The organism is Bordetella sputigena (assembly GCF_965137885.1).
In the GTDB taxonomy this organism is placed as follows: domain Bacteria; phylum Pseudomonadota; class Gammaproteobacteria; order Burkholderiales; family Burkholderiaceae_B; genus Bordetella_C; species Bordetella_C sputigena.
The window spans coordinates 173,369-196,066 of the sequence record NZ_CBCSCA010000012.1; the positions used below are offsets into that span (position 1 = coordinate 173,369).

The 22,698-nt window shown below is 67.3% G+C and carries 19 protein-coding genes and 1 pseudogene; 1 reads left to right on the forward strand and 19 read right to left on the reverse strand.

Annotation, left to right across the window (positions count from 1 at the left end):
• Positions 1-3: 3 nt before the first annotated feature.
• From ACNA0R_RS21625 to ndk, 6 genes and pseudogenes are all read right to left on the reverse strand, one after another.
• Positions 4-642, reverse strand: a complete 639-nt coding sequence (locus ACNA0R_RS21625; protein WP_415828126.1) for a YfgM family protein — start codon at positions 640-642, stop codon at positions 4-6.
• 74 nt (positions 643-716) lie between these two features.
• The gene (gene hisS, locus ACNA0R_RS21630) at positions 717-1,982 is read right to left on the reverse strand and encodes a histidine--tRNA ligase (RefSeq protein WP_415828127.1); all 1,266 of its coding nucleotides are present in this window, start codon (positions 1,980-1,982) and stop codon (positions 717-719) included.
• Positions 1,983-2,035: 53 nt separating this feature from the next.
• Positions 2,036-3,322 carry a flavodoxin-dependent (E)-4-hydroxy-3-methylbut-2-enyl-diphosphate synthase gene (ispG, locus tag ACNA0R_RS21635; RefSeq protein ID WP_415828128.1) on the reverse strand — a complete coding sequence of 429 codons (1,287 nt, stop codon included), beginning with the start codon at positions 3,320-3,322 and terminating at the stop codon, positions 2,036-2,038.
• 133 nt (positions 3,323-3,455) lie between these two features.
• Positions 3,456-3,950 (reverse strand): helix-turn-helix domain-containing protein, encoded by a 495-nt coding sequence (locus ACNA0R_RS21640; RefSeq protein ID WP_415828129.1) that lies wholly within the window; start codon positions 3,948-3,950, stop codon positions 3,456-3,458.
• A gap of 76 nt (positions 3,951-4,026) precedes the next feature.
• Positions 4,027-5,187, reverse strand: a pseudogene (gene rlmN, locus ACNA0R_RS21645) (dual-specificity RNA methyltransferase RlmN); the annotation flags it as partial.
• Positions 5,188-5,204: 17 nt separating this feature from the next.
• A complete protein-coding gene (gene ndk, locus ACNA0R_RS21650) occupies positions 5,205-5,642 on the reverse strand; it encodes a nucleoside-diphosphate kinase (protein ID WP_415828130.1) in 438 nt (145 codons plus the stop codon).
• 146 nt (positions 5,643-5,788) lie between these two features.
• Here ndk and ACNA0R_RS21655 point away from each other — a divergent pair, with 146 nt between their 5' ends.
• Entirely contained in the window at positions 5,789-8,665 is a 2,877-nt protein-coding gene (locus ACNA0R_RS21655) for a valine--tRNA ligase (RefSeq protein WP_415828131.1), read from the forward strand.
• Between the two features lie 60 nt (positions 8,666-8,725).
• Here the strand turns inward: ACNA0R_RS21655 and trmD are convergent, their stop codons facing one another.
• From trmD to ACNA0R_RS21720, 13 genes are all read right to left on the reverse strand, one after another.
• Complete coding sequence (gene trmD, locus ACNA0R_RS21660; RefSeq protein WP_415828132.1) at positions 8,726-9,493, reverse strand: tRNA (guanosine(37)-N1)-methyltransferase TrmD; 768 nt, start codon at positions 9,491-9,493, stop codon at positions 8,726-8,728.
• Complete coding sequence (gene rimM / locus ACNA0R_RS21665; protein WP_415828133.1) at positions 9,493-10,197, reverse strand: ribosome maturation factor RimM; 705 nt, start codon at positions 10,195-10,197, stop codon at positions 9,493-9,495. The genes trmD and rimM overlap by 1 nt, the downstream gene beginning before the upstream one ends.
• 84 nt (positions 10,198-10,281) lie before the next feature.
• On the reverse strand, positions 10,282-10,542 hold the full coding sequence (gene rpsP, locus ACNA0R_RS21670) for a 30S ribosomal protein S16 (protein WP_415828134.1): 261 nt from the start codon (positions 10,540-10,542) through the stop codon (positions 10,282-10,284).
• Positions 10,543-10,615: 73 nt separating this feature from the next.
• Positions 10,616-10,825, reverse strand: a complete 210-nt coding sequence (locus ACNA0R_RS21675; protein WP_415828164.1) for a sulfurtransferase TusA family protein — start codon at positions 10,823-10,825, stop codon at positions 10,616-10,618.
• Positions 10,826-10,902: 77 nt separating this feature from the next.
• Positions 10,903-13,524 (reverse strand): alanine--tRNA ligase, encoded by a 2,622-nt coding sequence (gene alaS / locus ACNA0R_RS21680; protein ID WP_415828165.1) that lies wholly within the window; start codon positions 13,522-13,524, stop codon positions 10,903-10,905.
• A 56-nt stretch (positions 13,525-13,580) separates the two neighbouring features.
• Positions 13,581-14,684: a shufflon system plasmid conjugative transfer pilus tip adhesin PilV gene (pilV, locus tag ACNA0R_RS21685; protein ID WP_415828135.1), complete on the reverse strand. Its 1,104-nt coding sequence runs from the start codon at positions 14,682-14,684 to the stop codon at positions 13,581-13,583.
• A gap of 12 nt (positions 14,685-14,696) precedes the next feature.
• Positions 14,697-15,299: a type 4 pilus major pilin gene (locus tag ACNA0R_RS21690; RefSeq protein ID WP_415828136.1), complete on the reverse strand. Its 603-nt coding sequence runs from the start codon at positions 15,297-15,299 to the stop codon at positions 14,697-14,699.
• A 49-nt stretch (positions 15,300-15,348) separates the two neighbouring features.
• On the reverse strand, positions 15,349-16,494 hold the full coding sequence (locus tag ACNA0R_RS21695; protein WP_415828137.1) for a hypothetical protein: 1,146 nt from the start codon (positions 16,492-16,494) through the stop codon (positions 15,349-15,351).
• Positions 16,487-18,262, reverse strand: coding sequence for a GspE/PulE family protein (locus tag ACNA0R_RS21700; protein ID WP_415828138.1), 1,776 nt, complete (start codon positions 18,260-18,262; stop codon positions 16,487-16,489). The genes ACNA0R_RS21695 and ACNA0R_RS21700 overlap by 8 nt, the downstream gene beginning before the upstream one ends.
• A 10-nt stretch (positions 18,263-18,272) precedes the next feature.
• On the reverse strand, positions 18,273-18,794 hold the full coding sequence (locus ACNA0R_RS21705) for a hypothetical protein (protein WP_415828139.1): 522 nt from the start codon (positions 18,792-18,794) through the stop codon (positions 18,273-18,275).
• Positions 18,781-20,088, reverse strand: a complete 1,308-nt coding sequence (locus ACNA0R_RS21710; protein WP_415828140.1) for a hypothetical protein — start codon at positions 20,086-20,088, stop codon at positions 18,781-18,783. The genes ACNA0R_RS21705 and ACNA0R_RS21710 overlap by 14 nt, the downstream gene beginning before the upstream one ends.
• 2 nt (positions 20,089-20,090) lie before the next feature.
• A complete protein-coding gene (locus tag ACNA0R_RS21715) occupies positions 20,091-21,704 on the reverse strand; it encodes a hypothetical protein (RefSeq protein WP_415828141.1) in 1,614 nt (537 codons plus the stop codon).
• Positions 21,705-21,742: 38 nt separating this feature from the next.
• On the reverse strand, positions 21,743-22,684 hold the full coding sequence (locus tag ACNA0R_RS21720) for a TrbG/VirB9 family P-type conjugative transfer protein (RefSeq protein WP_415828142.1): 942 nt from the start codon (positions 22,682-22,684) through the stop codon (positions 21,743-21,745).
• Positions 22,685-22,698: the final 14 nt, after the last annotated feature.

The window sequence follows — 22,698 nt, forward strand, 5'->3', positions numbered from 1 at the left end:
GAATCAGGCTCCGGTCAGGGCATCGAGTTTCAATCGCACGACGGGGGTCAGGGGGTTGGTCGTACCGAGGCCATCGATGGCGCTCTGCCAGGCGGCGCGCGCTTCCTGGACCTTGCCCTGGGCCGCGAGAATGTCGCCGCGGCGATCGGCATACAGCGCCGCGAAGGCCGGCGGCGGATCCTGCAGCTGGGCAAGCGCCGCGTCGTATTGCTTCTGATCGAGCAGCAGCCCGGCCAGGCGCAGCCTGGCGACGGGCTGCAGCGCGGGCTGTTTGCGCTGGCCGGCCAGCCATTCGAGCTGTTCGCGCGCGCCCTGAAGATCGTTCTGCGCCTGCAAGGCCTGGGCGGCGACAAGCACGCCGCGGCCGGCATAGCCGGTGTTGGGATAGTCATTGCGCAAGGTACTGGCGGCCGCCTTGATGCGCGCCGTGGCGTCGGTGCCCCCCAGGCGCGCGGCATCTTCCAGGGCCTCGAAATAACCCATGGCCTGGCGGCTGGAATGCGCCTGCCAGGCCTGCCATCCCATCCAGCCGCCATAGGAAACGGCCGCCACCGCCACGACGATGGCGACCAGCAGGCCATAGCGGGCCCACCACGCTTTCAGGGCGTCGAGTTTTTCCTGTTCTTCGAGATCGTATGCCATGCTTACATGTCCTGCCGCATCAACGTTTCATAACCAGGGGGCCGCCAGGTATTGCCGGGCCGGCGGCCAGGCTGTCATCCCCGCAGCGCCTGCGCCAGTTCCGCGAGCGGCACCTGACGCTGTTCGGCGTCGCCGCGCAAAAACTTGACGCTGGCCGTGCCAGCCGCCACTTCGTCGGCGCCAAGGATAACCGCAACCCGGGCGCCGCTGCCGTCCGCGCGCTTGAACTGCACCTTGAAGCTGGCGGCGCCGGCGTGGACGATAACGGAAAGTCCGGCGTCGCGCAGCTGTTCGGCGACTTTGGCGGCCAGTCGCTGCGCTTCCGGGCCCTGGTGCACCACATACACGTCGCATTCGGGCACGGGTTCAGCGGGCGCGGTCTGCTCCCACAGATCGAGCAGCCGTTCCATGCCGATGGCGAAACCGACCGCCGGCGCGGGCTTGCCGCCCAGGAGTTCGATCAGGCCGTCGTAGCGGCCGCCACCGCACACGGTGCCCTGCGCGCCCAGGCGATCCGTGACCCACTCGAACACGGTCAGGTTGTAGTAGTCCAGGCCGCGCACCAGGCGCGGATTCAGGCGATACGCAATGCCGGCATCGTCCAGCAACTGCCGCACGCCGTCGAAGTGCGCGCGCGACTCGTCGCCGAGGAAATCGAACAGACGCGGCGCGCTGTCCGCCATGGCCTGCATGGCGGGGTTCTTGGTGTCCAGCACGCGCAGCGGGTTGCTGTACATGCGCCGCTGCCCGTCTTCGTCGAGGACGTCGCGGTGCTTTTCCAGGTGCTCGATCAGCGCCGCCCGATGCGCCGCGCGCTCGGCCGGCTGGCCCAGCGAGTTGAGCTCCAGCCGCACGTCGGTCAGGCCCAGCAGCTTCCACAGCCGCGCCAGCATGATGATGAGTTCGGCGTCCACGTCCGGACCGGCGAAGCCCAGCGCTTCGACGTCGATCTGGTGGAACTGGCGATAGCGGCCGCGCTGCGGACGCTCGTGGCGGAACACCGGTCCGAGCGAATACACCCGGTGCGGACGGTCGTAGAGCATGTTGTGCTCGATGGATGCGCGCACGATGCCGGCGGTCATCTCGGGCCGCATGGTCAGCGAGTCGCCGTTCGAGTCGGTAAAGGTGTACATCTCTTTTTCGACGATGTCGGTGACCTCGCCGATGCCGCGGGCGAACAGCCGCGTGTGCTCCAGGACGGGCGTGCGGACGTTGCGATAGCCGTAGGCCCGCAGCCAGTTCCGGACGATTTCCTCGAACTGTTCCCAACGCGCGCCCGCGCCGGGCAGGATGTCGTTCATGCCGCGGATGGCGGCCACTTTCTGGAAAGCTTGCGTCATGTCGTGAAGCGCGCCGCGGATCCGACCGCGGCAAGGCGCCATACCCTTTGGTTTTATTGTGAGACCTGCGAGCCGTAGCGGCGCGCCACGTAGTTTTCGACGATCGTCTGGAATTCCTCGGCGATATGGTCGCCCTTCAGCGTCACGGTCCGTTCACCGTCGATGAACACCGGCGCGGCGGGGACTTCGCCGGTACCGGGCAGGCTGATGCCGATATCGGCGTGGCGGCTTTCGCCCGGCCCGTTGACCACGCACCCCATGACGGCAACATTCATGCTTTCGACGCCGGGATAGCGGGTGCGCCAGAGCGGCATCTGGCGCCGCAGATAGGACTGGATGCTGTCGGCCAGTTCCTGGAATACGGTACTGCTGGTACGGCCGCATCCCGGGCAGGCCACCACCATGGGCGTAAAGGCGCGCAAGCCCATGCTTTGCAGGATTTCCTGCGCCACCACGACTTCGCGCGTGCGATCGCCGCCCGGTTCGGGCGTCAAGGAAATGCGTATGGTGTCGCCGATGCCTTCCTGCAGCAGCACGGCCAGCGCGGCGGTCGATGCCACGATGCCCTTGCTGCCCATGCCGGCTTCGGTCAGGCCGAGGTGCAGCGGATAGTCGCAGCGGGCGGCCAGGTCGCGATACACGGCGATCAGGTCCTGCACGTGGCTGACCTTGCAGGAAAGAATGATCTTGTCGCCCGCCAGGCCAAGCTCTTCGGCGCGGCGGGCGTTGCTGATAGCGGATACCACCAGCGCGTCGCGCATCACCGCCTGGGCTTCCCATGGGGTCGCGCGCTGGTTGTTTTCATCCATCTTGCGAGCCATGAGCTCATGGTCCAGGCTGCCCCAGTTCACGCCGATGCGCACCGGCTTGTCGTGGCGGCAGGCCACTTCGATCATCTGCGCGAAGTTGTCGTCGCGTTTCTTGCCGCCGCCCATGTTGCCGGGGTTGATGCGGTACTTGGACAGCGCCTGGGCGCATTCCGGAAACTGCGTCAGCAGCTTGTGGCCGTTGTAATGGAAGTCGCCGACCAGCGGCACGTCGACGCCCATGCGATCGAGCTGTTCGCGGATCGCGGGCACTTCACGCGCGGCTTCCGGGGTGTTGACGGTGATGCGGACGAGCTCCGATCCGGCCTGGGCCAATTCGCGCACCTGGATGGCGGTGGCGATGGCGTCGGCGGTATCGGTGTTGGTCATGGACTGCACCACCACGGGCGCATCGCCGCCTATCGTGACCGCGCGGCCGCTCCATTGCACCCGCACGCCCCGCGTAAGGTGGCGCGACTCCGGGCCCACGGGTGGGGGCGCTTGATCCTGGCAGGGTGGTGAGGGTTCTTGCATGGTGTGTTCAAAACGCGGTAATGGAGTACGGGGTACGCCGGACGTTGATGCGCCGGGCTTCGGGCGCCTGTACCGGGCGTGATCCGGTACGGACAGCGGCGAGCGGCACAGTCCGGCCTGGCACGACGACCGGTCAATGGCCCCCGCGGGACAACCAGCCCGGCAGCCAGTGCGCGGGCAGCCAGCCTTGCCAGGCGGCATACGCCAATGCGGCCACGATCACCAGCAAAATCACGATCAGCCAGCCCCATGAGGAGGAACTGCGCTCCTCTTCCGCCGGGATGGCGCCGCGCGGTGACTGCAGGCTGCCCTGGGTCGCCAGGCGCGCGGGGGCGCCGCCGCGCAGTTGCGGCTCCAGCGAGCCGATGATGGCTTCCGGGTCGGCGCCCAGCAGGCGGGCGTAGCTGCGGATCAGGCCGCGCAGGGAAATACCTTTGGGAAGATCGGCCCAGCGCTCTTCTTCCAGGGCCGCGATCTGGCGCGGCGCGAACTTGATGCGGGCGGCGACTTCCTCCAGCGACCAGCCCTTGCTTACGCGCAGCGCCCGCAGCGCACCGCCGACCGCGCTTTCCGCGGCCGGGTCCAGGCTGCGATCGATGGAAACGGGCGTGGAGGCATTCTCGCTCACTGTACTACTCCTGTCGGTGCGCAACCGCTCCCCGCGGCATCTCGACACGCCGTTCGGCCGGCCGCGCCGGCGCGGCGGCGCCGACCTGCTTGATGGGGATGGCCTGTCTTTGGGCAGCGATGCGTTCGGTGATGCGAGTCCGGTCGCGCACTTCGCCGGCCAGCTGGCCACAGGCCGCGTCGATGTCTTCGCCGCGCGTCTTGCGCACGGTGGTCACGACGCCGGCGTCCATCAGGCGCTGCGCGAAAAGCCGCACGCGCGCCGACGGCGAGCGTTTCAGGCCGGACTGCGGAAACGGATTGAACGGGATGAGGTTGATCTTGCAGCGCACTTGCGCCGCGATGCGGATCAATTCCCGCGCATGCTCGTCGGCATCGTTGACGCCGTCGAGCATGACATATTCGAAAGTGATGAAGTCGCGCGGCGCGTGTTCCAGGTAGCGGTTGCACGCGGCCAGCAATTCCGCCAGCGGATACTTGCGGTTCAGCGGCACCAGGTCGTCGCGCAGCGCATCGTTGGGCGCGTGCAGCGATACGGCCAGCGCGACGGGGCAGTCGCGCGCCAGGCGATCCATCATGGGCACAACGCCCGAGGTCGATACGGTAACGCGACGGCGCGACAGCCCATAGGCATTGTCGTCCAGCATGAGCCGCAGCGAGGTCAGCACCTGGTCGTAGTTGAGCAGCGGTTCACCCATGCCCATCATGACGACGTTGCTGATGACGCGGCTATCCGGCTGGGCCGCGGCGGCCTTGTCCGAGGGCAGGCGGGCGCTGGCCAGATCGCCTTCCAGGACTTTGCGCGCCCACCACAGCTGGCCGATGATCTCGCTGGCCTGGAGGTTGCGGTTGAAGCCCTGGTGGCCGGTGGAACAGAAGCGGCAGGCCACGGTGCAGCCGGCCTGGCTCGAGATGCAGAGCGTGCCGCGATCGTCTTCCGGAATGAAGACGGTTTCGATGGCATTGCCCTGCCCTACGTCGAACAACCATTTGCGGGTGCCGTCCGTGGACTTCTGCTCGGTGACGACCGGCAGCGCCTGGATGGTGCATTCCCCCGCGAGCTGCGCGCGAAAATCGCGCGCCAGGTCGGTCATGGCGTCGAACGTGTCCGCGCCGCGCTGGTGCACCCAGCGCTGCAGCTGGCGGGCGCGGAAAGGCTTGCCGCCCCAGCGCTGCACCAGGGCAGTCAGCTCGGCGCCATCCAGGCCCAGCAGATTGACACGTTCGTTTTCGTTCATGACTTCGGCAAAACAGCTCAGCGGCTGTGGATGTTGATTTCGGGGAAGAAGAAAGCGATTTCGACGGCGGCGGTTTCCGGCGCGTCGGAACCGTGGACGGCGTTGGCGTCGATGCTGTCGGCGAAGTCGGCGCGGATGGTGCCCGGGGCGGCCTTCTTGGGATCGGTGGCGCCCATCAGGTCGCGGTTCTTGGCGATGGCGCCCTCACCTTCCAGCACCTGCACGAAGACGGGGCCGGAAACCATGAAATCGACCAGGTCCTTGAAGAAGGGACGTTCCTTGTGGACAGCGTAGAAGCGCTCGGCATCGGCGCGCGACAACTGCTGCATGCGCGCGGCGATGACCTTCAGGCCGGCCTGCTCGAAACGGGCCACGATCTGGCCGATAACATTCTTCGCCACGGCGTCGGGCTTGATAATGGAGAGGGTGCGCTCGGTGGCAGATACAGTCGACATGAAAACTCCAATAAAAACAGGGACTTCTACGTGGTTTACAGTAACCGGACATTCTAGCACGCCGCGATTCGCGACTACATCTTAAAATTACGGGTTTGCCCCGTGGAAAACTGCCCTCGGGGGCGTCAGTCAGCCGGAACCGCGTAATGAACAAAGCCGCACCCCAGAACGAGTCGCAGGAACTATCCAAGAGCTTCGAACCCGCCGATATCGAAGCGCGCTGGTACGCCGAATGGGAGCGGCGCGGGTACTTCACCGGCGGCCGCCACGTCGACGCGGCCGAGGGCACGCCCGGCAGCTTCGCCATACAGTTTCCTCCGCCCAATGTGACTGGGACATTACACATGGGGCACGCGTTCAATCAAACCATCATGGATGGGCTGACGCGCTATCACCGCATGCTGGGCGCCGACACGGTGCTGATACCGGGGACGGACCATGCGGGCATCGCCACCCAGATCGTGGTTCAACGCCAGTTGGATGCGCAGCAGATTTCGCGCCACGACCTCGGCCGCGAAAAGTTCGTGGAAAAGGTCTGGGAGTGGAAGCAGCAATCGGGCAATACGATCACCGGCCAGGTGCGTCGGCTGGGGGCGTCCGCGGACTGGAGCCGCGAATACTTCACGATGGATGACCGCATGTCCCGCGGTGTCGTCGAGACCTTCGTCCGGCTGTACCGCGAAGGGCTGATCTATCGCGGCAAGCGGCTGGTGAACTGGGATCCCAAGCTGCTGACCGCGGTTTCCGACCTGGAAGTGCAGTCCGAGGAAACCGAAGGCTTCATGTGGCGCATCGAATACCCGTTCGTCGACGGTCCCCAGACCATTGTCGACCGCGACGGCAACACGGTTACGTTGCGCGGCATGACCATCGCGACGACGCGGCCGGAAACCATGCTGGCCGACGGCGCGCTATGCGTACACCCGGACGACGAGCGCTACAAGCATCTGGTCGGCAAGCTGGTGGAACTGCCGTTGTGCGATCGCAATATTCCCATCATTGCCGACGATTTCGTCGATCCGGACTTCGGCACGGGCGTGGTGAAGATCACCGGCGCGCACGACTTCAACGACTATGCCTGCGCGCTGCGGCATGACCTGCCGCTGATCGTGATCTTTACCCCGGATGCGCACATCAATGAAAACGGCCCGGCGCAGTTCCGCGGCATGGAGCGCTACGAGGCGCGCAAGGCGGTGGTGGCGGAGCTGGAAGCGAACGGCTACCTGAAAGGCGTCGAAAAGCACAAGATGATGCAGCCCAAGGGCGACCGGACCGGCGTCGTGCTGGAGCCTATGCTGACGGACCAGTGGTTCATGGCGATGAGCAAGCCGGCGCCGGAAGGCACGCTGCATCCCGGCAAGAGCATCACGCAGGTCGCCCTGGACGTCGTGGCCGATGGCCGCGTGACCTTCTACCCTGAAAACTGGGCGACCATCTACAACCAGTGGCTGGACAACATCCAGGACTGGTGCATATCCCGGCAACTCTGGTGGGGCCACCAGATCCCGGCCTGGTATGCCAAGGACGGCAGCATCTTCGTCGCCCACGACGAGGCGGAAGCGCTGGAACAGGCCCGCGCCGCGGGCGTCGAAGGCCCCCTGCAACGCGATGAGGACGTGCTCGACACCTGGTTCTCGTCGGCGCTGGTGCCGTTCACCGATCTGGGCTGGCCGGACAAGACGCCGGACCTGGAGCGCTATCTGCCGTCCAGCGTGCTGGTGACGGGCTTCGACATCATCTTCTTCTGGGTCGCCCGGATGATCATGATGTCGATGCACCTGACGGGCCAGATCCCGTTCAAGCACGTCTACATGCACGGCCTGATCCGCGACGCGGAAGGCCAGAAGATGAGCAAGTCCAAGGGCAATACGCTGGACCCGGTGGACCTGATCGACGGCGTGGACCTGGAAACGCTGGTCGCCAAACGGACCTACGGCCTGATGAATCCCAAGCTGGCCGGCAGCATCGAAAAGGCCACCCGCAAGCAGTTTCCGGACGGGATCCCGGCCTACGGCGCCGACGCGCTGCGCTTCACGATGGCGGCCTACGCGACGCTGGGACGCAATATCAACTTCGACCTGAAGCGCTGCGAGGGCTACCGCAATTTCTGCAACAAGCTGTGGAACGCCACGCGCTTCGTGCTGATGAATACGGAAGGCCACGATACGACCGCGGCCGCCGGCGAAACCAGTTTCGTCGACCGCTGGATCGTCAGCCAGCTGCAGGAGTTGGAAGCGGAAGTCGCGCGCGGCTTCGCCGACTACCGCTTCGACAATGTCGCCAATGCACTGTATCGCTTCGTCTGGGACGAGTACTGCGATTGGTATGTCGAACTCGCCAAGGTGCAGCTGCAGACCGGTACGCCTGCGCAGCAGGCGGCGACGCGGGCCACGCTGATCCGCGTGCTGGAAGTCGTGCTGCGGCTGGCGCATCCCATCATCCCCTTCATCACCGAAGAGCTGTGGCAGAAGGTCTCGGTGGTGGCGGGCAAGCGGCAGCCGGGTACGCCGGACAGCGTCAGCGTGCAGCCCTATCCCCGCGCCAACCCCGCCGCGGTGGACAAGCAGGCCGAGGCGGACGTGGCGGAACTAAAGGCCCAGATCGAAGCGGTGCGGGCGCTGCGCGGCGAAATGAATCTGTCGCCGGCGCAGAGGGTGCCGCTGATCGCGCAAGGACCGGCGCAACTGCTGTCGCGCAATGCGCCCTATCTGGCGGCCCTGGCGCGACTGACCCAGGTCGACGTAGTCGGTCAATTGCCCGACGTGGGCGCGCCTGTCCAGGTGGTCGGCGACGCGCGGCTCATGCTGCACGTGGAAATCGACGTGGTGGCGGAACGCGCACGCCTGGACAAGGAAATCGCCCGGCTGGAAGGGGAAATCGCCAAGGCCAATGGCAAGCTGTCGAACGCCAGCTTCGTCGACCGGGCGCCGGCCGCCGTGGTGGAGCAGGAAAAAGCGCGGCTGGCGCAGTTCACCGAAACCTTGAACAAGGTGCGCGAGCAGCGGGGCAAACTGCCGGCGTGATCGCCGGCACGGCCTAGCGCGGGGCGCTTCAGGTGCTCCGCGCGGCGCGCCAGCACGGCGTTAGCCGGCCGGCGACAGGCTCTTCAGAAAACGCTCGTCCTGCGGCGTCAGCCAGCCTTGCGCCCGCGCCCGCTCGATCAGGTCCGGCCGCCGCTCGGCGGTCAGGCGCAGGGATTGTTCGCGGCGCCAGCGGGCGATATTGGCGTGGTGGCCGGACAAAAGCGGCGCCGGCACCGCTACGCCGTCATAGATTTCCGGACGCGTGTAATGCGGGCTGTCCAGCAAGCCGGACAGTGCCGGGTTGAAGGAATCCTGCACCGCCGACTCATCGTCGTTCAGCACGCCGGGCAGCAAGCGCACCGTGGCGTCGACCACGGCAAGGGCGGCAAGCTCGCCCCCGGAAAGAACGAAGTCGCCCAGGGAGAGTTCCTCATCGACGTAGCGATCGATGAAGCGCTGGTCTATGCCTTCATAGCGGCCACAGATCAGCACCGCGCCGGCGGATGCCGCCAGCGCTTGGGCCCTGGGCTGGTCGAAGCGACGGCCGGTGGGCGACAGCAGGATGACCGGCGCCGGCGGCACCGCATCGGCGGCGCGGCGCGCTTGCACGGCCTGTACCGCGGCGGCCAAGGGGGCAGCCATCATCACCATGCCGGGACCGCCGCCATAGGGCCGGTCGTCGACGGTGCGATGGACGTCGCTGGTGAAGTCGCGCGGATTCCAGGCCTGTAGATTCCATTTACCCTGGCCGTGGGCACGGCCGGTCACTCCCAGGTCCCGCACGACCGTGAACATGTCGGGGAACAGGGTAACGACGTCGAAACGCATCAGAAATCCAGAGGCCAGTCGCTATCGATGCGGCGGCCTTCCAGGTCCACGGCACGGATATGGGCCTGGACGAAAGGCACGAGGACCTCGACCGGACGACCCTTGGCGTCGAGCAGGGGTTCCGGCTCGCCTGCCCCAACGGGGGCCGGACGCTGGCGGAGGACTTTCAGGACTGCATGGGCGCCGTTGTCCAGGACGTCGTCGACGATGCCCAGCAAAGTGGGCGCGCCATCGGCATCGCCATACAGGGTGCAGCCGATGAGGTCCACCCAGTAGTACTCGTCATCGTCCGGCGCGGGAAAGGCGCTGCGCGGCGCGCAGACAGCCATGCCTTTCAGCGCTTCCGCCTGATCTCGGTCATCGATGCCGGCCAATTGGGCGACGACATGCGAACCATGCGCGCGCGCGGCCTTGACCACGTGCGGAATCGCGGACGGGGATTTGCTGGATGCCGCGGCGGAAGTGCCGGGCAGCGCGGGACGCATCAACCACCAGGTCGGAGCCGACGCGGCGGAAGATGGTTTTCCAGGCGAGGATGGTGCGGACGAGGTCGCCGGCGAGCCTGTCGCGATGGACAGCAGGACATCCGCGTCGGCCGAGTGCGGCTGGATCTTGATCCAGCCCTTGACCCCATAGGCCGCGGTGATACGCCCGAGCTCGACCAGGTCGGCGGGCGCCACAACGGGAAGTGCGGCGTTGCTCATTGCGCGGCGCGGGTCATGGAACCAGCCATGTGACCAGGCAAGGGGCAAAATGCCCCGCCCTGCTCACAGAGGCAAAGCGCGATATCAGGCCGAAGCCGAAACCTTGGCCGAATAGTCCTTGACCAGACGGGCGACGGCGGGGGACAGCTGGGCGCCGTTGCTGGTCCAGTACTGGACGCGGTCCAGGGCAATACGCAGCTTTTCCGTGCCTTCGCCAGCAACGGGATTGTAGAAGCCGACGCGTTCGACAAAACGGCCGTCGCGGCGGTTACGCGAATCGGTCGCCACCAGGTTGTAGAACGGACGCTTTTTCGACCCACCGCGGGCCAGACGAATCACCAGCATAGGTAATCCCTTGAATTGGTTGTGAAAAACAGTAGATTCTAGCATCGATGCCGGGTGACGGCAAATACGCCTGTCACCGCCGGCGCAGGTAGTGCACGCCCTGGCCAGAGTTGTCTTCCTGGCGCAACAAGGCGTTGCCCGTCTGCCGGCAAAACGCCTGGAAGTCGCGGATGGCGTTGCGGTCGGTCGTCAGGACCTTCAGCACTTGTCCGCTGCTCAGCTGCGCCAGGGCTTTCTTGGCGCGGAGTATGGGCAGTGGACAGGCCAGCCCCGTCGCATCGATTTCGAGATCCGCGACGGGCGCCGGCCTGGCCTGGGACGCGTCGGCGGCCGCGCCGACGCCCGCGTCTTTATCGCTGCTCACAGCCGTTCGTCCACCCATTGGCGGACGCTGGCGATGGCCGCCGGCAGAGCCGCCGTATCGCTGCCGCCGCCCATGGCCATATCGGGACGGCCGCCCCCCTTGCCGCCCAGTTGGCTGGACACGAATCCAACCAGATCGCCGGCCTTGATGCGATCGGTCAGGTCGGCCGTCACGCCGCCGACCACGCTGATTTTGCCGTCCGCCGCCGCAGCCAGCAGCACCACGGCCGGCTTGAGCTTGTCCTTGAGCTGATCGACCATGCCGCGCAAGGCTTTGGGATCTGCGCTATCGATGCCGGCGGCCAGCACCTTGATGCCCTTGATTTCCACCGTCTGGCGGGCGGCCAGATCGTTACCGGCGCTGGACGCCAGGCGGCTGCGCGCCTGATCCAGGTCTTTTTCCAGCGATTTGACCTGTTCCTGAACCTGGGCGATGCGGTCGGGCAGATCGGCGGCCGGCGCGCGCAGCGCCGCCGCCGCGCGGTTCAACAAGGCCGTCTGCGCCTGCACCCACGCCAGCGTGTTGTCGCCGGTAATGGCTTCGACCCGGCGCACGCCCGCTGCCACGCCGGTTTCGCCGACGATCTTGAACATGCCGATATCACCGGTGCGGGTGACGTGCGTGCCGCCGCACAATTCGCGGGAAAAGCCGATATCCAGGACGCGGACCGTGTCGCCGTATTTCTCGCCGAACAGCGCCATGGCGCCGCCCTTCACGGCCTCTTCATACGGCAGGACGCGCACCTGCGCGGGCTGGTTGGCCAGGATTTCCGCATTGACGATGGCTTCGACGCGGGCGATCTGCTCGGCCGTCATGGGCGCGTCATGCGCGAAGTCGAAGCGGGTTTTGTCCGGGTCCACCAGCGAGCCGCGCTGCTGCACGTGGCCGCCCAGGACTTCGCGCAGCGCCTTATGCATCAAATGGGTCGCCGAATGGTTGCGCACGGTGCGGGCGCGCCGCACCGCGTCCACGCGGGCCAGGACCGTGTCGCCGACCGCCAGGCTACCGGACTCCAGTTTGCCGTGGTGGCCGGAAACGCCCGTCTGTACCTTTTGGGTATCGGCAACCGCGAAGCGCACGCCGTCCGCTTCCAGCAGCCCGGCATCGCCGACCTGGCCGCCCGATTCGGCGTAGAACGGTGTCGCGTCCAGCACGACAACGGCATCCTGCCCGGCCTGGATGCGGTCCACCGAAGTACCGTCCGCATACAGCGCGACCACCCGCACGTCGTCCAGCTCGATGGATTCATAGCCGACGAAACGCGTGTCGGCGCCTTCGTAGGCCAGCCCTTCGGCCATCTTGAATTTGCCTGCCGCCCGCGCCTGTTCGCGCTGGCGCGCCATGGCGGAATCAAAGCCGGCAAGGTCGACTTCCACACCGCGCTCGCGGCAGATATCCGCGGTCAGATCCACCGGGAAGCCATAGGTGTCGTACAGCGTGAACAGCGTGGTGCCGTCCAGCTGGCCGCCCTTGGGGACGCCGGCCAGCGCGCCTTCCAGGATCTTCATGCCATTTTCGAGGGTTTCGCCGAAGCGCTCCTCTTCCTGCTTGAGCACCTGGGCGACGCGCTCGGCGGAGCGGGCGAGCTCTGGATACGCCTCGCCCATTTCGCCGACCAGATCCGCCACCAGGCGATGGAAGAACGGCTTGGTCTGGCCCAGCTTGTAGCCATGGCGCAGCGCGCGGCGCACGATGCGGCGCAGCACATAGCCGCGGCCTTCGTTGCTGGGAATGACGCCGTCGACGATCAGGAAGGAACAGGCGCGGATGTGATCGGCGATAACCTTCAGCGAATTGTCGTGCAGGTCTTTTATGCCGGTCTCGCGGCCCGCGGCGGCGATCAGCTTCTGGAAGAGATCGATCTCGTAGTTGGAGTGCACGCCCTGCAGGACGGCGGAAATGCGCTCCAGGCCCATGCCGGTATCGACGCAGGGCTTGGGCAGCTTGGACATATTGCCGGCCGCGTCCCGCTCGAACTGCATGAACACCAGGTTCCAGATTTCAATATAGCGGTCGCCGTCTTCTTCCGGCGATCCCGGAGGGCCGCCCCAGACGTCGGGGCCGTGGTCGTAGAAGATTTCGGAGCATGGGCCGCACGGCCCGGTTTCCGCCATCTGCCAGAAATTGTCGGAGGCGTAGCGCGCGCCCTTGTTGTCGCCGATGCGGATGATACGGTCGGCCGGCACGCCGATTTCCTTGGCCCAGATGTCGTAGGCCTCGTCGTCCTCATGGTAGACCGTGACCCACAGCTTTTCGGCCGGCAGCTTGTATACGGTGGTTAGCAGATCCCAGGCGTAATGGATCGCATCGCGCTTGAAATAATCGCCGAAGCTGAAGTTGCCCAGCATCTCGAAGAAGGTGTGATGCCGCGCTGTATAGCCGACGTTTTCCAGGTCGTTGTGCTTGCCGCCGGCCCGCACGCTGCGCTGCGACGAGGTGGCACGCGTATAGGCGCGCGTTTCCTTCCCGGTGAAGACGTCCTTGAACTGCACCATGCCCGAGTTAGTGAACAACAGGGTCGGGTCGTTGCCGGGAACGAGCGACGACGAAGGGACGATGGTGTGCCCCTTGGACTGGAAGAACTGCAGGAACTTCTGGCGGATCTCGGAGGATTTCATCGCGGATGAATCGGTCGGCATGAGGCGAATTTTTCATTATAGAGGCTAGCGGGCGTTCAACGCAGGCATACATAACCCTCGGTCCAGCCGACCTCGGCATCCCTTTCGCCGCCGGCGGCAACCAGTACCGCGCGATGGCCGGGCGGACAGGAACATTCGCCCGTCCTGGGGTTGATGGAAGAACGGCCGGCGGCGCCGCAGCCTATGCCGGTATTGATGGCATAAGCGCCGCCGAAGCCCCCGGGCGCCGTCCAGACGCCGCCGGCACAGTTCAGCAGGCTGCCCTCCCCGTCGCGCGCCAGCAACCCGTTTTCCGGGCAGGCTTCGCCGGGCGCCGCGATGGCGCCCAGCTTCAGATGCTCGCCCGCCACCAGGCGGCCGCTGGTCGACAAGGTTCCCGTCGCCGAGACGTCACCGCGAAACTGCGGGTCCCTGGCGTCATGCTTCTGCAAAAACCGCCCGGTGTCGGCCGCGGCCCGGCCGGCGCGGACCGCCACCGTGCCGACGGGCAGCCGCGCCATGCCGGGTGCCGGGGGATTGGGCAGATCGAAGCCCGCGCCGCGCAAGCGATGCGGCGCCAGTTCGGAGACGCTGGCGCCCACGCCGCCGGCCGCCATCACGACGCCCGCGATGCGCGAGACATCGGGCGGCCGGGCGGCCCCGCCGCCCGCTCCCGGTCCCGCAGGGCCACGCCCTGCCGCCGGGCCGGCCGCCACATGAGCATAGGCCAGTCCTTCGACGCGGCAGGCCGGTCCCGGACAGGCGTCGCCGCGCCATAGCTTGACGACGGCCCGCATGCCCAGCGGCCCGCTGTCCGGGAAGGAGGCGGACAGGTGCCCTCCGGCTTTCAGCTCGGCCAGGGTCGGCGCCCAGGGGTCCGCGTAGAGAGCCCGGCCCTGCTCGTCCACGGGCACATCGCCGGCACCCAGCGATGCACCGTGGCGGGCCAGCATACCGTCCAGCGCGCCGTGGATGTCCAGCAGCCATCGTCCCGCGGCGCGTTCCGCCACGCCGTCGACCTCGTGCAGCAGCCGCTCGGCGGCCCAGATCGCCAGCGCGCAGGTAATGGCGACGGCGATGGTGAGCTCAAGCAGCGCGAACCCGCGCTGGCGGGGGCGTCGGCGCGGCCGACCATGGTTACGGTTACGCTTGCAGGACATGTGGCAGTCCCGTCAGCGCGCGGTGAACACGAAGGTATTGGCGTCGCCGCGCGCGCACTGGGCCTGCGCCAGCATGGCGTCATAGCCCCTGGGCGGCGAGGCGCTGGTGTCCTTGACGACCACGGGTCCGCCCTGGCCTTCCACCGTGATGATTTCGGACACGCGCTGCATGACCGAGGCCAGCCCCGGACACGCGGCGTTGTGGACATTGGTCAGGGTCAACGTAAAGGCGGATCCCGGCCCGGCGCCGGCGAATGAGGCGGGCGCCAGGCCTATGGTGCCATTGCCCGCCGAGCCGTTGCCGCCCAGCCCATGCGCCACCACGGCCGACGCGTCGCTGCCCCGGACCGCAAACACGCTGGAATCGCGCAAGGCGTTGGCCAGCATGCCGTCGTGCAGATCGGCGTACGGCGTCACGACGTCGCCCTGCCCGTTGGCCTTGACCCGCGCCACGAAACGTTGCAGTTCCTCGCCGACCTTGGGGACCTTGTTTTCGATGACGTAGCCGCCGATCGCCGGGATGCCGACGATGGCGATCAGCAAGACGATGGCGGTGACGATGGAAATCTCGATCAGCGAGAACCCTTGTTGGATGTGATGATGGCGCCGGCGCATGAGGGCTCCTTGTAACGATGTGGGAAGAGAATTGGGAGGGCCGCGGCAGCTAACCCGATGCATGGACATGCATCATGGCGCGCCGCAATTCATCGATGGCCGCGTAATGCCACAGTGCCAACCCGATAACCGCTGCCACCGCGCCCAACAACAGCGTCCAGCGCAGCAGCTGGGCCTGGCGGTCGACATGCCGCAACGCACGCCGTTCGACCCGGTCCGCCGCCCGGTCCAGGCCGCGGGCCATGCCGTGGGCGGCGATCATGTCGCTCAAGTACCACCACATGCGGCGATCGATCATGCCGGTATCGAAACTGTCGGCACCCACCAGGCCGGCGTCGATGCGCGCGACCATTTCACGGATGTGCCACGATAGCCAGGGCCCGGCGTGGTCCGCCTGCATGGCCAGCGCCTGGCGCAGGCGCATATCGACGTTGCCCCGACGGCGCACCAGCACGGCAAGCATGGCCAGGAAGCGAATGGCGTTGACGTCGCGATACAGGCGCCAGATCGAACGGCCATCCAATCGGCGGCGCCACGGTCCGACCAGGTTGGGAAGCGACCACAGCATCAGCCAGGCGCCACCGGCCACCCCGGCGGCCAGCACAGGCAATCCGCCGCGGACGGCCGCGCCGAAGATGAATAGACCGCGCGTCAAGCTGCCATGGTAGGCCGGCGGCACGTCCTGGAATACGGCCTGCAGCCTAGGCAAAGTGAAATAAGGAACCGCGCAGGCCAGGACCAGCGCCACCGCCAGCGCCACCACGCCGGTGAGCAAAGTGTCGCGAAAGATGCGCCAGGCCTGCTGGACGATACGCGCGGCGCGCGCGAGATCGCGCAACGCGGCGGTCAGGGCGCCGGCGCCGCCCGTTTGCGCGGCATGCAGCAGTGCGAGCTCTTCGGCGGGCATGCTGCCAACCCAGGCGGTGGCCAGATCTCCGCCACAGGCTTCCAAGGCCTGTGACCAGCGGCGCGCCAGTCTTCCGCGCACGCTGCGCGGACCGTGACGGCAAGCGTCGTCATCGAATAAATCGCGCAGCGTCTTGCGGCCTTGCAATCCTTCGATCATGTCCGCAAGGTACTCGTAGTAGTCCGCGCGCATGCTGGCGAACCGCAGCAGGTCCCAGCGCAGTTGCAAGGCCTGGAAATCCGGCCGCCGTACACGGACGCCGGCCAGGACGGCGCGACTATCAGGCATGGGCGTCTCCGGCCGCGGCTCTTTCCCGCTCCACCGCCGCGTAGGACTGGAAGCGCATTTCGATCTCGCGCGGATCGATCTGTCCGGTCGCGGCCTTGTACACGGCGCATTCCATGGCGCTCTTGCCGGTCATATCGGGATGATCGAAGGGCGCAACGCGGCGCCCGCGCAGATGCCGCCGCAGCGCCAGATTGTCCCGTTGCCGTACGCAATGCAGGAAGACATCGTCATGCGCGGGCTCTATCATTTCCGCGACCACGGTGCGGCCCGCCGTGCCATTCAAGTGCGGCAGCTCGTCGTTGACGCAGCGCGCGCAGCCCGCGGCGTTGCGTATGCGCAAGACATCCGCCGGCACCCCATACAGAGCGGTGAAGCGACGAATCCAATGCCGCCAGGCATCCCCCTCCTGTCCGGCATGCAGACCGGACAGAGGCAGGGCGCAATGCGGGCACAACCGCGGAAGCAGGGCCTGGTACACCAGCAGTTTGAGCACGCCCGGCGAGGCCAGGAAATCACGCGAAACGCCGATGAAGTCCGAGGCCAGCCGCTCCGGGATCATGAAGGCCGCGGCCGCGTGGGTAGTGGTGTAAAGGTTGACGCCCGAACCGGCCAGGTCCATGAAGGCACGCCCTGTCTCGGCGTCGCGGATTTCGCCTATGAGCAGGTCGTTCATGGCGGATCGCTTGACGGTGCGCAGCTTGGCATCGAATACCGTGACGCCGCCGTCATCGAGGTTGCGCGCCACGCTGTTCTGGAGCGCATTGCCGATGACGTATTCGACCGGATCTTCCAGCGAGATGACCTTGCGATCGTCGGGTAGCGTGCGTATCAGCGTGGCGATGGTGGTGGACTTGCCGGATCCGACCACGCCGGCCAGCACGACGGCGCCGCCGTCGGAACGGCAGGCGTGCCGCAGCATTTCGATCTGGCTATCCAGATAGCCGAGCGCCTGCAACGATAAGCCGTCGGCCTGCATATCGAGGCGCAGCAGGCGCAAACATACCGAAGGGCCGTTGTCAGTGGCGAGCGAAGCCCAGCGCAGCATGACGGGACGTTCGTCGACCTGGATGTGAAGCTGGCCCTGCTGTTCGATCCGCGGATCGAAGACCGCCCCGTTACCGCCCTGGATATCCATCCAGGCGACGGCCAGCATTTCCATCAAGGTGGCGGTCGGCATGCGGCGGAAGCGTGCGGGGGTGACGTAGCGGCCGGCGATGGTGAACCGCACTTCGGATTCCGGACCGCGACGGTGGACGTTCAGATGCACATCGCTGGCTTCGTGGCGTACGCCCCATGTGACGATGTCGCAGAAGCCGGCCGCCAGCGCGGATTTATGCCGATCGGCCAATACGGTTCCGCGGTCACGCAGGCGCTGCAAGGTCAGTTGGCCGCGTGCGACGCTGAGCAAGAGGGATGGCGGAAGGATGTAGCGGGACGGCGATGCCAGGCGGCGCCCGTGCCGCTGCGCCATGCGCTCGACTTCTTCTATCGAGTCGCCGGCTGCGTATTCCGCCAGCGCGAAGATGGCGATGCTACCGTCTTGCAGGAGGACCGGGCATAGCCGGCCCGCCAGGGACGCCAGGTCGAATTCGTCGCCGAGCGCCCTTGCGAAGGGAGGCACGATGCGGGCGATATCGTCCTGGGTCGCCAGCACTGGCGTGGCGGGTTGGCCGGTGATGATGGGAGCCGGCGCCGGCGCGCTCCGGAGGAGCTGCGTGGCTTGCGTGGCCTGCGTGGCCAGGCCTGTGGGAAGACGTCGTACCAGCATGGTTGCCTCCTTAATCCGCGCGCGACAGGCAGACGCGCCGATTCCCGCCATCGCGGTCCAACAGGACGCAATGCCCCTGGATGGCGCGCAGCGCGTAGGCGCCCTCTCCGTCCGCCGCTTCTTCGGGCCATTTGCGTCCATGGCGATAGCGCAGCCGGCGCCCGTTCACCACGACTTCCACATCCAGGCGCTTGCCGACGCCATAGATGGCGGCCAGATCCAGGCGGTCCGGTTGCGGCTCGGCCGGCGCGTCCGGATCGTCGCGCGACGCGGCCCCCGGCGCCATGGCCAATGCCATGCCGCGCCGGCGGGCCTGGGCGAGCAAGGCGGCGCGCGTCTCCCGTCGCAGTAGTTGGTCGACGATGTCGGTATCGGGCCACTCCGGTGTAGACAAGGCCTGCGCCGGCGTGCCGGCCGGCCCATCCTGCTGCGCATGCGCCGCCCACGCCATGGCTACCGCCGTCACGGCCAGGCCGCGACGCAGGCTCCCGCATGAAGCCGAACGCCGCCTGGCGCGCTCATTCACGTTCATAAACGACTCCTTCCAACTGAGCCATCAAAGGACTCTGCGCGACATCCGGATGGCGATCGCCATGCAGGTCCAAAGCCACCGCTTTCCATGACGCCACCGCCGGCGGACTCGCGAACAGCGCGAAGGAACGCAGAGGGCCATGCAGGACCACATTGCGCTGGCGTACGCGGGGAAGATCGGCGGGCGGCGGCAGCGGACCGCCGTGCTCGTCGCGCGGTGGCGGCACGACGAAGGCGGCCGGCGCGCCGAGCGCGACGCGCGAAAAGGCGGGCGAGATCGTCTGCAAGGCACTGGCGAAGTCCAGATCCGTCCGCGCGGAATCGCCCAGGATGTCCGGCCGCAGCGCCACGGCGCGGCCGGGTATGCGCCAAAGCAATTGCGCTTCGCCCAATGACGTGAAGACCACGCGGACACCGGCCGGCACATGCTCCGCCAGCGCCCGGTTGGTGGCGTCCGCGGCGGTCCGGTCATAGCGCGCGGCACAGGACCACTCCGCGCCATCCGGACGACACCGGGCGGACCGCATGGTCCAGCCTCGCAACGCCACGGGCAGCGTCTTCAAGGTGGCAAAGATCTGGCCAAGTTGCCGCGCGTCGTGGATACGCACGGTGGCAGTTGCCCGATCCAGCGCGTCGCGCCATGCCTGTGCGGGGTCGACCGGCCTGGCCGTTCTGGCCTGGGCGTGGTCATGCCAGGCACGCCAGGCCGGCGGCACGAGCAAGGCGATAAGCAGGAGCAGGACCGTGCCCCGCACCGGCATGGGTAGCTGCGTCAGCGGTATGCCGACGCGCCACAGGCATGAGGCGGGATCGAGCGCGACGACGAGGTCCTCGATGGAGAGGGTCCGAAGCTGGCAGGCCAGGCCGGGATGTATCGCGTCCAGTTCGGCCAATGCCTCGCGCGCGGCGGCCTCATCGGCATGGACGCGATCGCCACGCGCCATCACGGCGCCATTGCGCGATGCGACCAGCCACACCCGGCCATCGTCCAGATGCAAAAGACCCGCTGCCGTGCCTTGGGCATGCAGGCGCGCGAAAACCTGTGCGGCGGCATAACAGGCCTTGGCGCGCCCGCGCAAACGCGCGCATCCGACCGCGGCCGCGCCCACGCCGCCATGCACATAATGCGTCGCGCCGGCTTCCCTAGCCTTGCGACGCGCCAGGATATCGAGCCGGCTACCTATCAGCGGCGACCACGCCAGCCCGAACACCAGTACCGCCCCATCGTCCACGGCCAGCAGAACGTGGTCTCCCACGGCCTGCGGAAGCGCCGGATTCGTACGTATCGTCGCCATGGTCAGAAACCCTCTTCCACCTGGGCGGTGACGATGATCACCGTCGTGGCGCGCTGGGTCGAAGCGCGGTCGCTGCCGCCCAGGGCATAGGGCGCCCCCGGCGTCAGGCGGCGGCGATCGTATTCGTCTTCACGGCGATCGAAGCCGGAGATGATCATGGGCTGCCCGGCGCGCAATTCGACCTGCTGCACCATGCCGTTGCCGTCGATGGTGATCTGCTGGACTTCCAGCGGATTGTTGGCCTTGCCGAATGTCAGGCTTTTGAGCGGCTGCGCCACCGTGTTGTCGTAGGCGATGGACAGCAGGATCTGGCCGTCGTCCTGGGCGTCCGGCACCAGGGTCAGGAAAGACCCGACCGTCTCCTGCTTTTGATTGATCGAGACAGTGGGCAGCAAACCCTGGTGCAGGGCATGCCCGGGGGCGACGGGACCGGACACGCCGCCCTGCACCTGGTCCACGTAGGAGAACGTCGTGCGTACCGCATGGGTGACGGGCCGTCGATTCAGCGTCAACACGGGCACGCTGCTGTGACGGACTATGGTGCCGATTTCGCTCAACGCCGCGATGATGGCCTTGCTGCCACCGAACAAGCCGTTCTCCACGCCGGCGGAGGCCCATCCCGTCGAGGACCCCGCCAGCCCGGCCGACGCCAGCGACGCGGCGGCGCGCGCGCCCTGATACAGCAGGTTCCAATCGATGCCAGCCTTGGCCTGGTCCTTGCCCACCACCGTGATTTCCTCGAAGACCAGGCGCACGCGGCGCGTCAATGCCTTGTTTTCGCGCTCAAGGAAACGCGCCACCTGCTCCAGCGCATCGCGGGTATCGTTCACCACGATGGAATTGCCCGCCCCCGGCGCCGCGGTGACGGTGCCGGCGCGCGTCAGGAAGGGCTCGATGCGTGCCCGCACCGAATCCATGGCGTCGTGGTCGCCGCTGGACAAGGTGGTGTTTGACGTGTTCTGGAAGCCTTCTTCCCCCGCGCTGGCGGCGCGTCCCAGCCGCGCGTCCGCGCGGGCGTTCAAGGTCAGGGCGCGCACATCGAACACCCGCGTTTCGGTGCGGTAGAACTCGATGGCGCCGTCCGTGTAGCGCCAGTACACGCCCAGGCGCCAGGCCAGCGCGTCGAGTACGCGCGGCAAGGGCTGGGCGCCGTCCGGCAAAGAGGCGCGCGCGGGGAAAGCCGTGCCGCCGCCGCTGGCCACGGCCAGTCTGGGCAGGAAGAGCTCGGCGGGCAGCAAGGCGTCCGGCCTGACCTTGACGCCGATGCCCGTGGCCCTGGCGATGCGGTCGGCGAGCACGGCCAGATCGGCCTGCCCGCCGGCGAACATGAGCGTCGTGTCGACGTTCCTGCGCAGGGCGGCCGGGAGCGTTGCCTCGCGCGCCAAGGGGCGTGCGCGTCCCGCCAGCCAGGGCCTGGCGACGTCCTGCGCCGCCAGGCGGGCCGCGCCATCGGACAACGATCTTGAAAAGCCGGCATACGCGGCCTCGCTGCGCGCCTGCGATGCCGCGGCGCGATCCTGAACGGCGGCGATGCGTTCCGGCGTGACGCAGGCGGGACATGCGGCCGTGAGGAACAGCATGACGGCCCGGCGCGCGATACGGCGTAAGGAAGACATTCCGCCGCGCTGCGTCGAATGGCGAAATGACGACGCGGTCATATCGCCGTCCCCGGCCGCAACGCCGTGCGATCGCAGGCCTGCGATAGCGGGATGACCCGCAGGACCTGGTTGGCGTAGAAGCACGGCTGCAGCGGGCGATCGCCCAGTTCCGTGGCCGCGACGAGTTCGCGCACCGAGCGTTTGAAGTCATCGCTGAAATCGGCGCTGCCCGCCAGCGGGATGTCGACATCCACAGCCCAGTGTTCGGCCTGGAACGTCCATCCCGCGAGGCCTGCCCAGCGCGCGAGTGCCCGGCGCATGTTCTCGTCGGCGGGGCCGACGCGATACAGGCCCGCGGGCGACGACGTCGTCGCGCCGTGCCCCGGGTTGCCACGCGCCGGGACCGGGGCACGCGGCGATGGCGACATGGATGCCGATGCGTCGGCGGTATGCGGGGACCGGAACCCGCCGTTCGCCGCACCCCGCGCGGCCGGCGAGCTCGCCGCCATCGCCATGGAAGACGACATCGCCGCCGACGGAGCAGCCGACATCGCCGCCGCATCTAGCGCCGCGCCCAGATAATCGGCGCGCGCCTGCAAGGCGCCGCCCCGCATGACGACCGCCGGCCATTTCCCCTGCACGACGACGTACGGCGCCTGTGTTACGTAACGCGCCGGCTGTTCGAGGCCATTCTGTTCGGTGAAGAGCGCCGGCACGGGCTGTCCCGGCGCGAACTGCAGCCAGGTGCGCGCGCCGTCGTCGAACACTTGCAGCGGGGCGACCTGCCTGTCGCCCGATAGCCGCCAGTTGAAGTCGTGGGTCGCCCCGGCCCGTTGGCCCGCCGGCCTGCCCGCCAGGCGACCGGCCAACGGCCCGGCCAACGAGCCCGCGGACGGACCGCTGTTCCAGTCCGCCGTCCCGCCGCCCGGCGACCACGAAGACGGCGCACAGGCCGACAGCCATGGCAACAGGATGAGGGTTTTGAACAGTCGATGCATGCCGGATCCCCGCG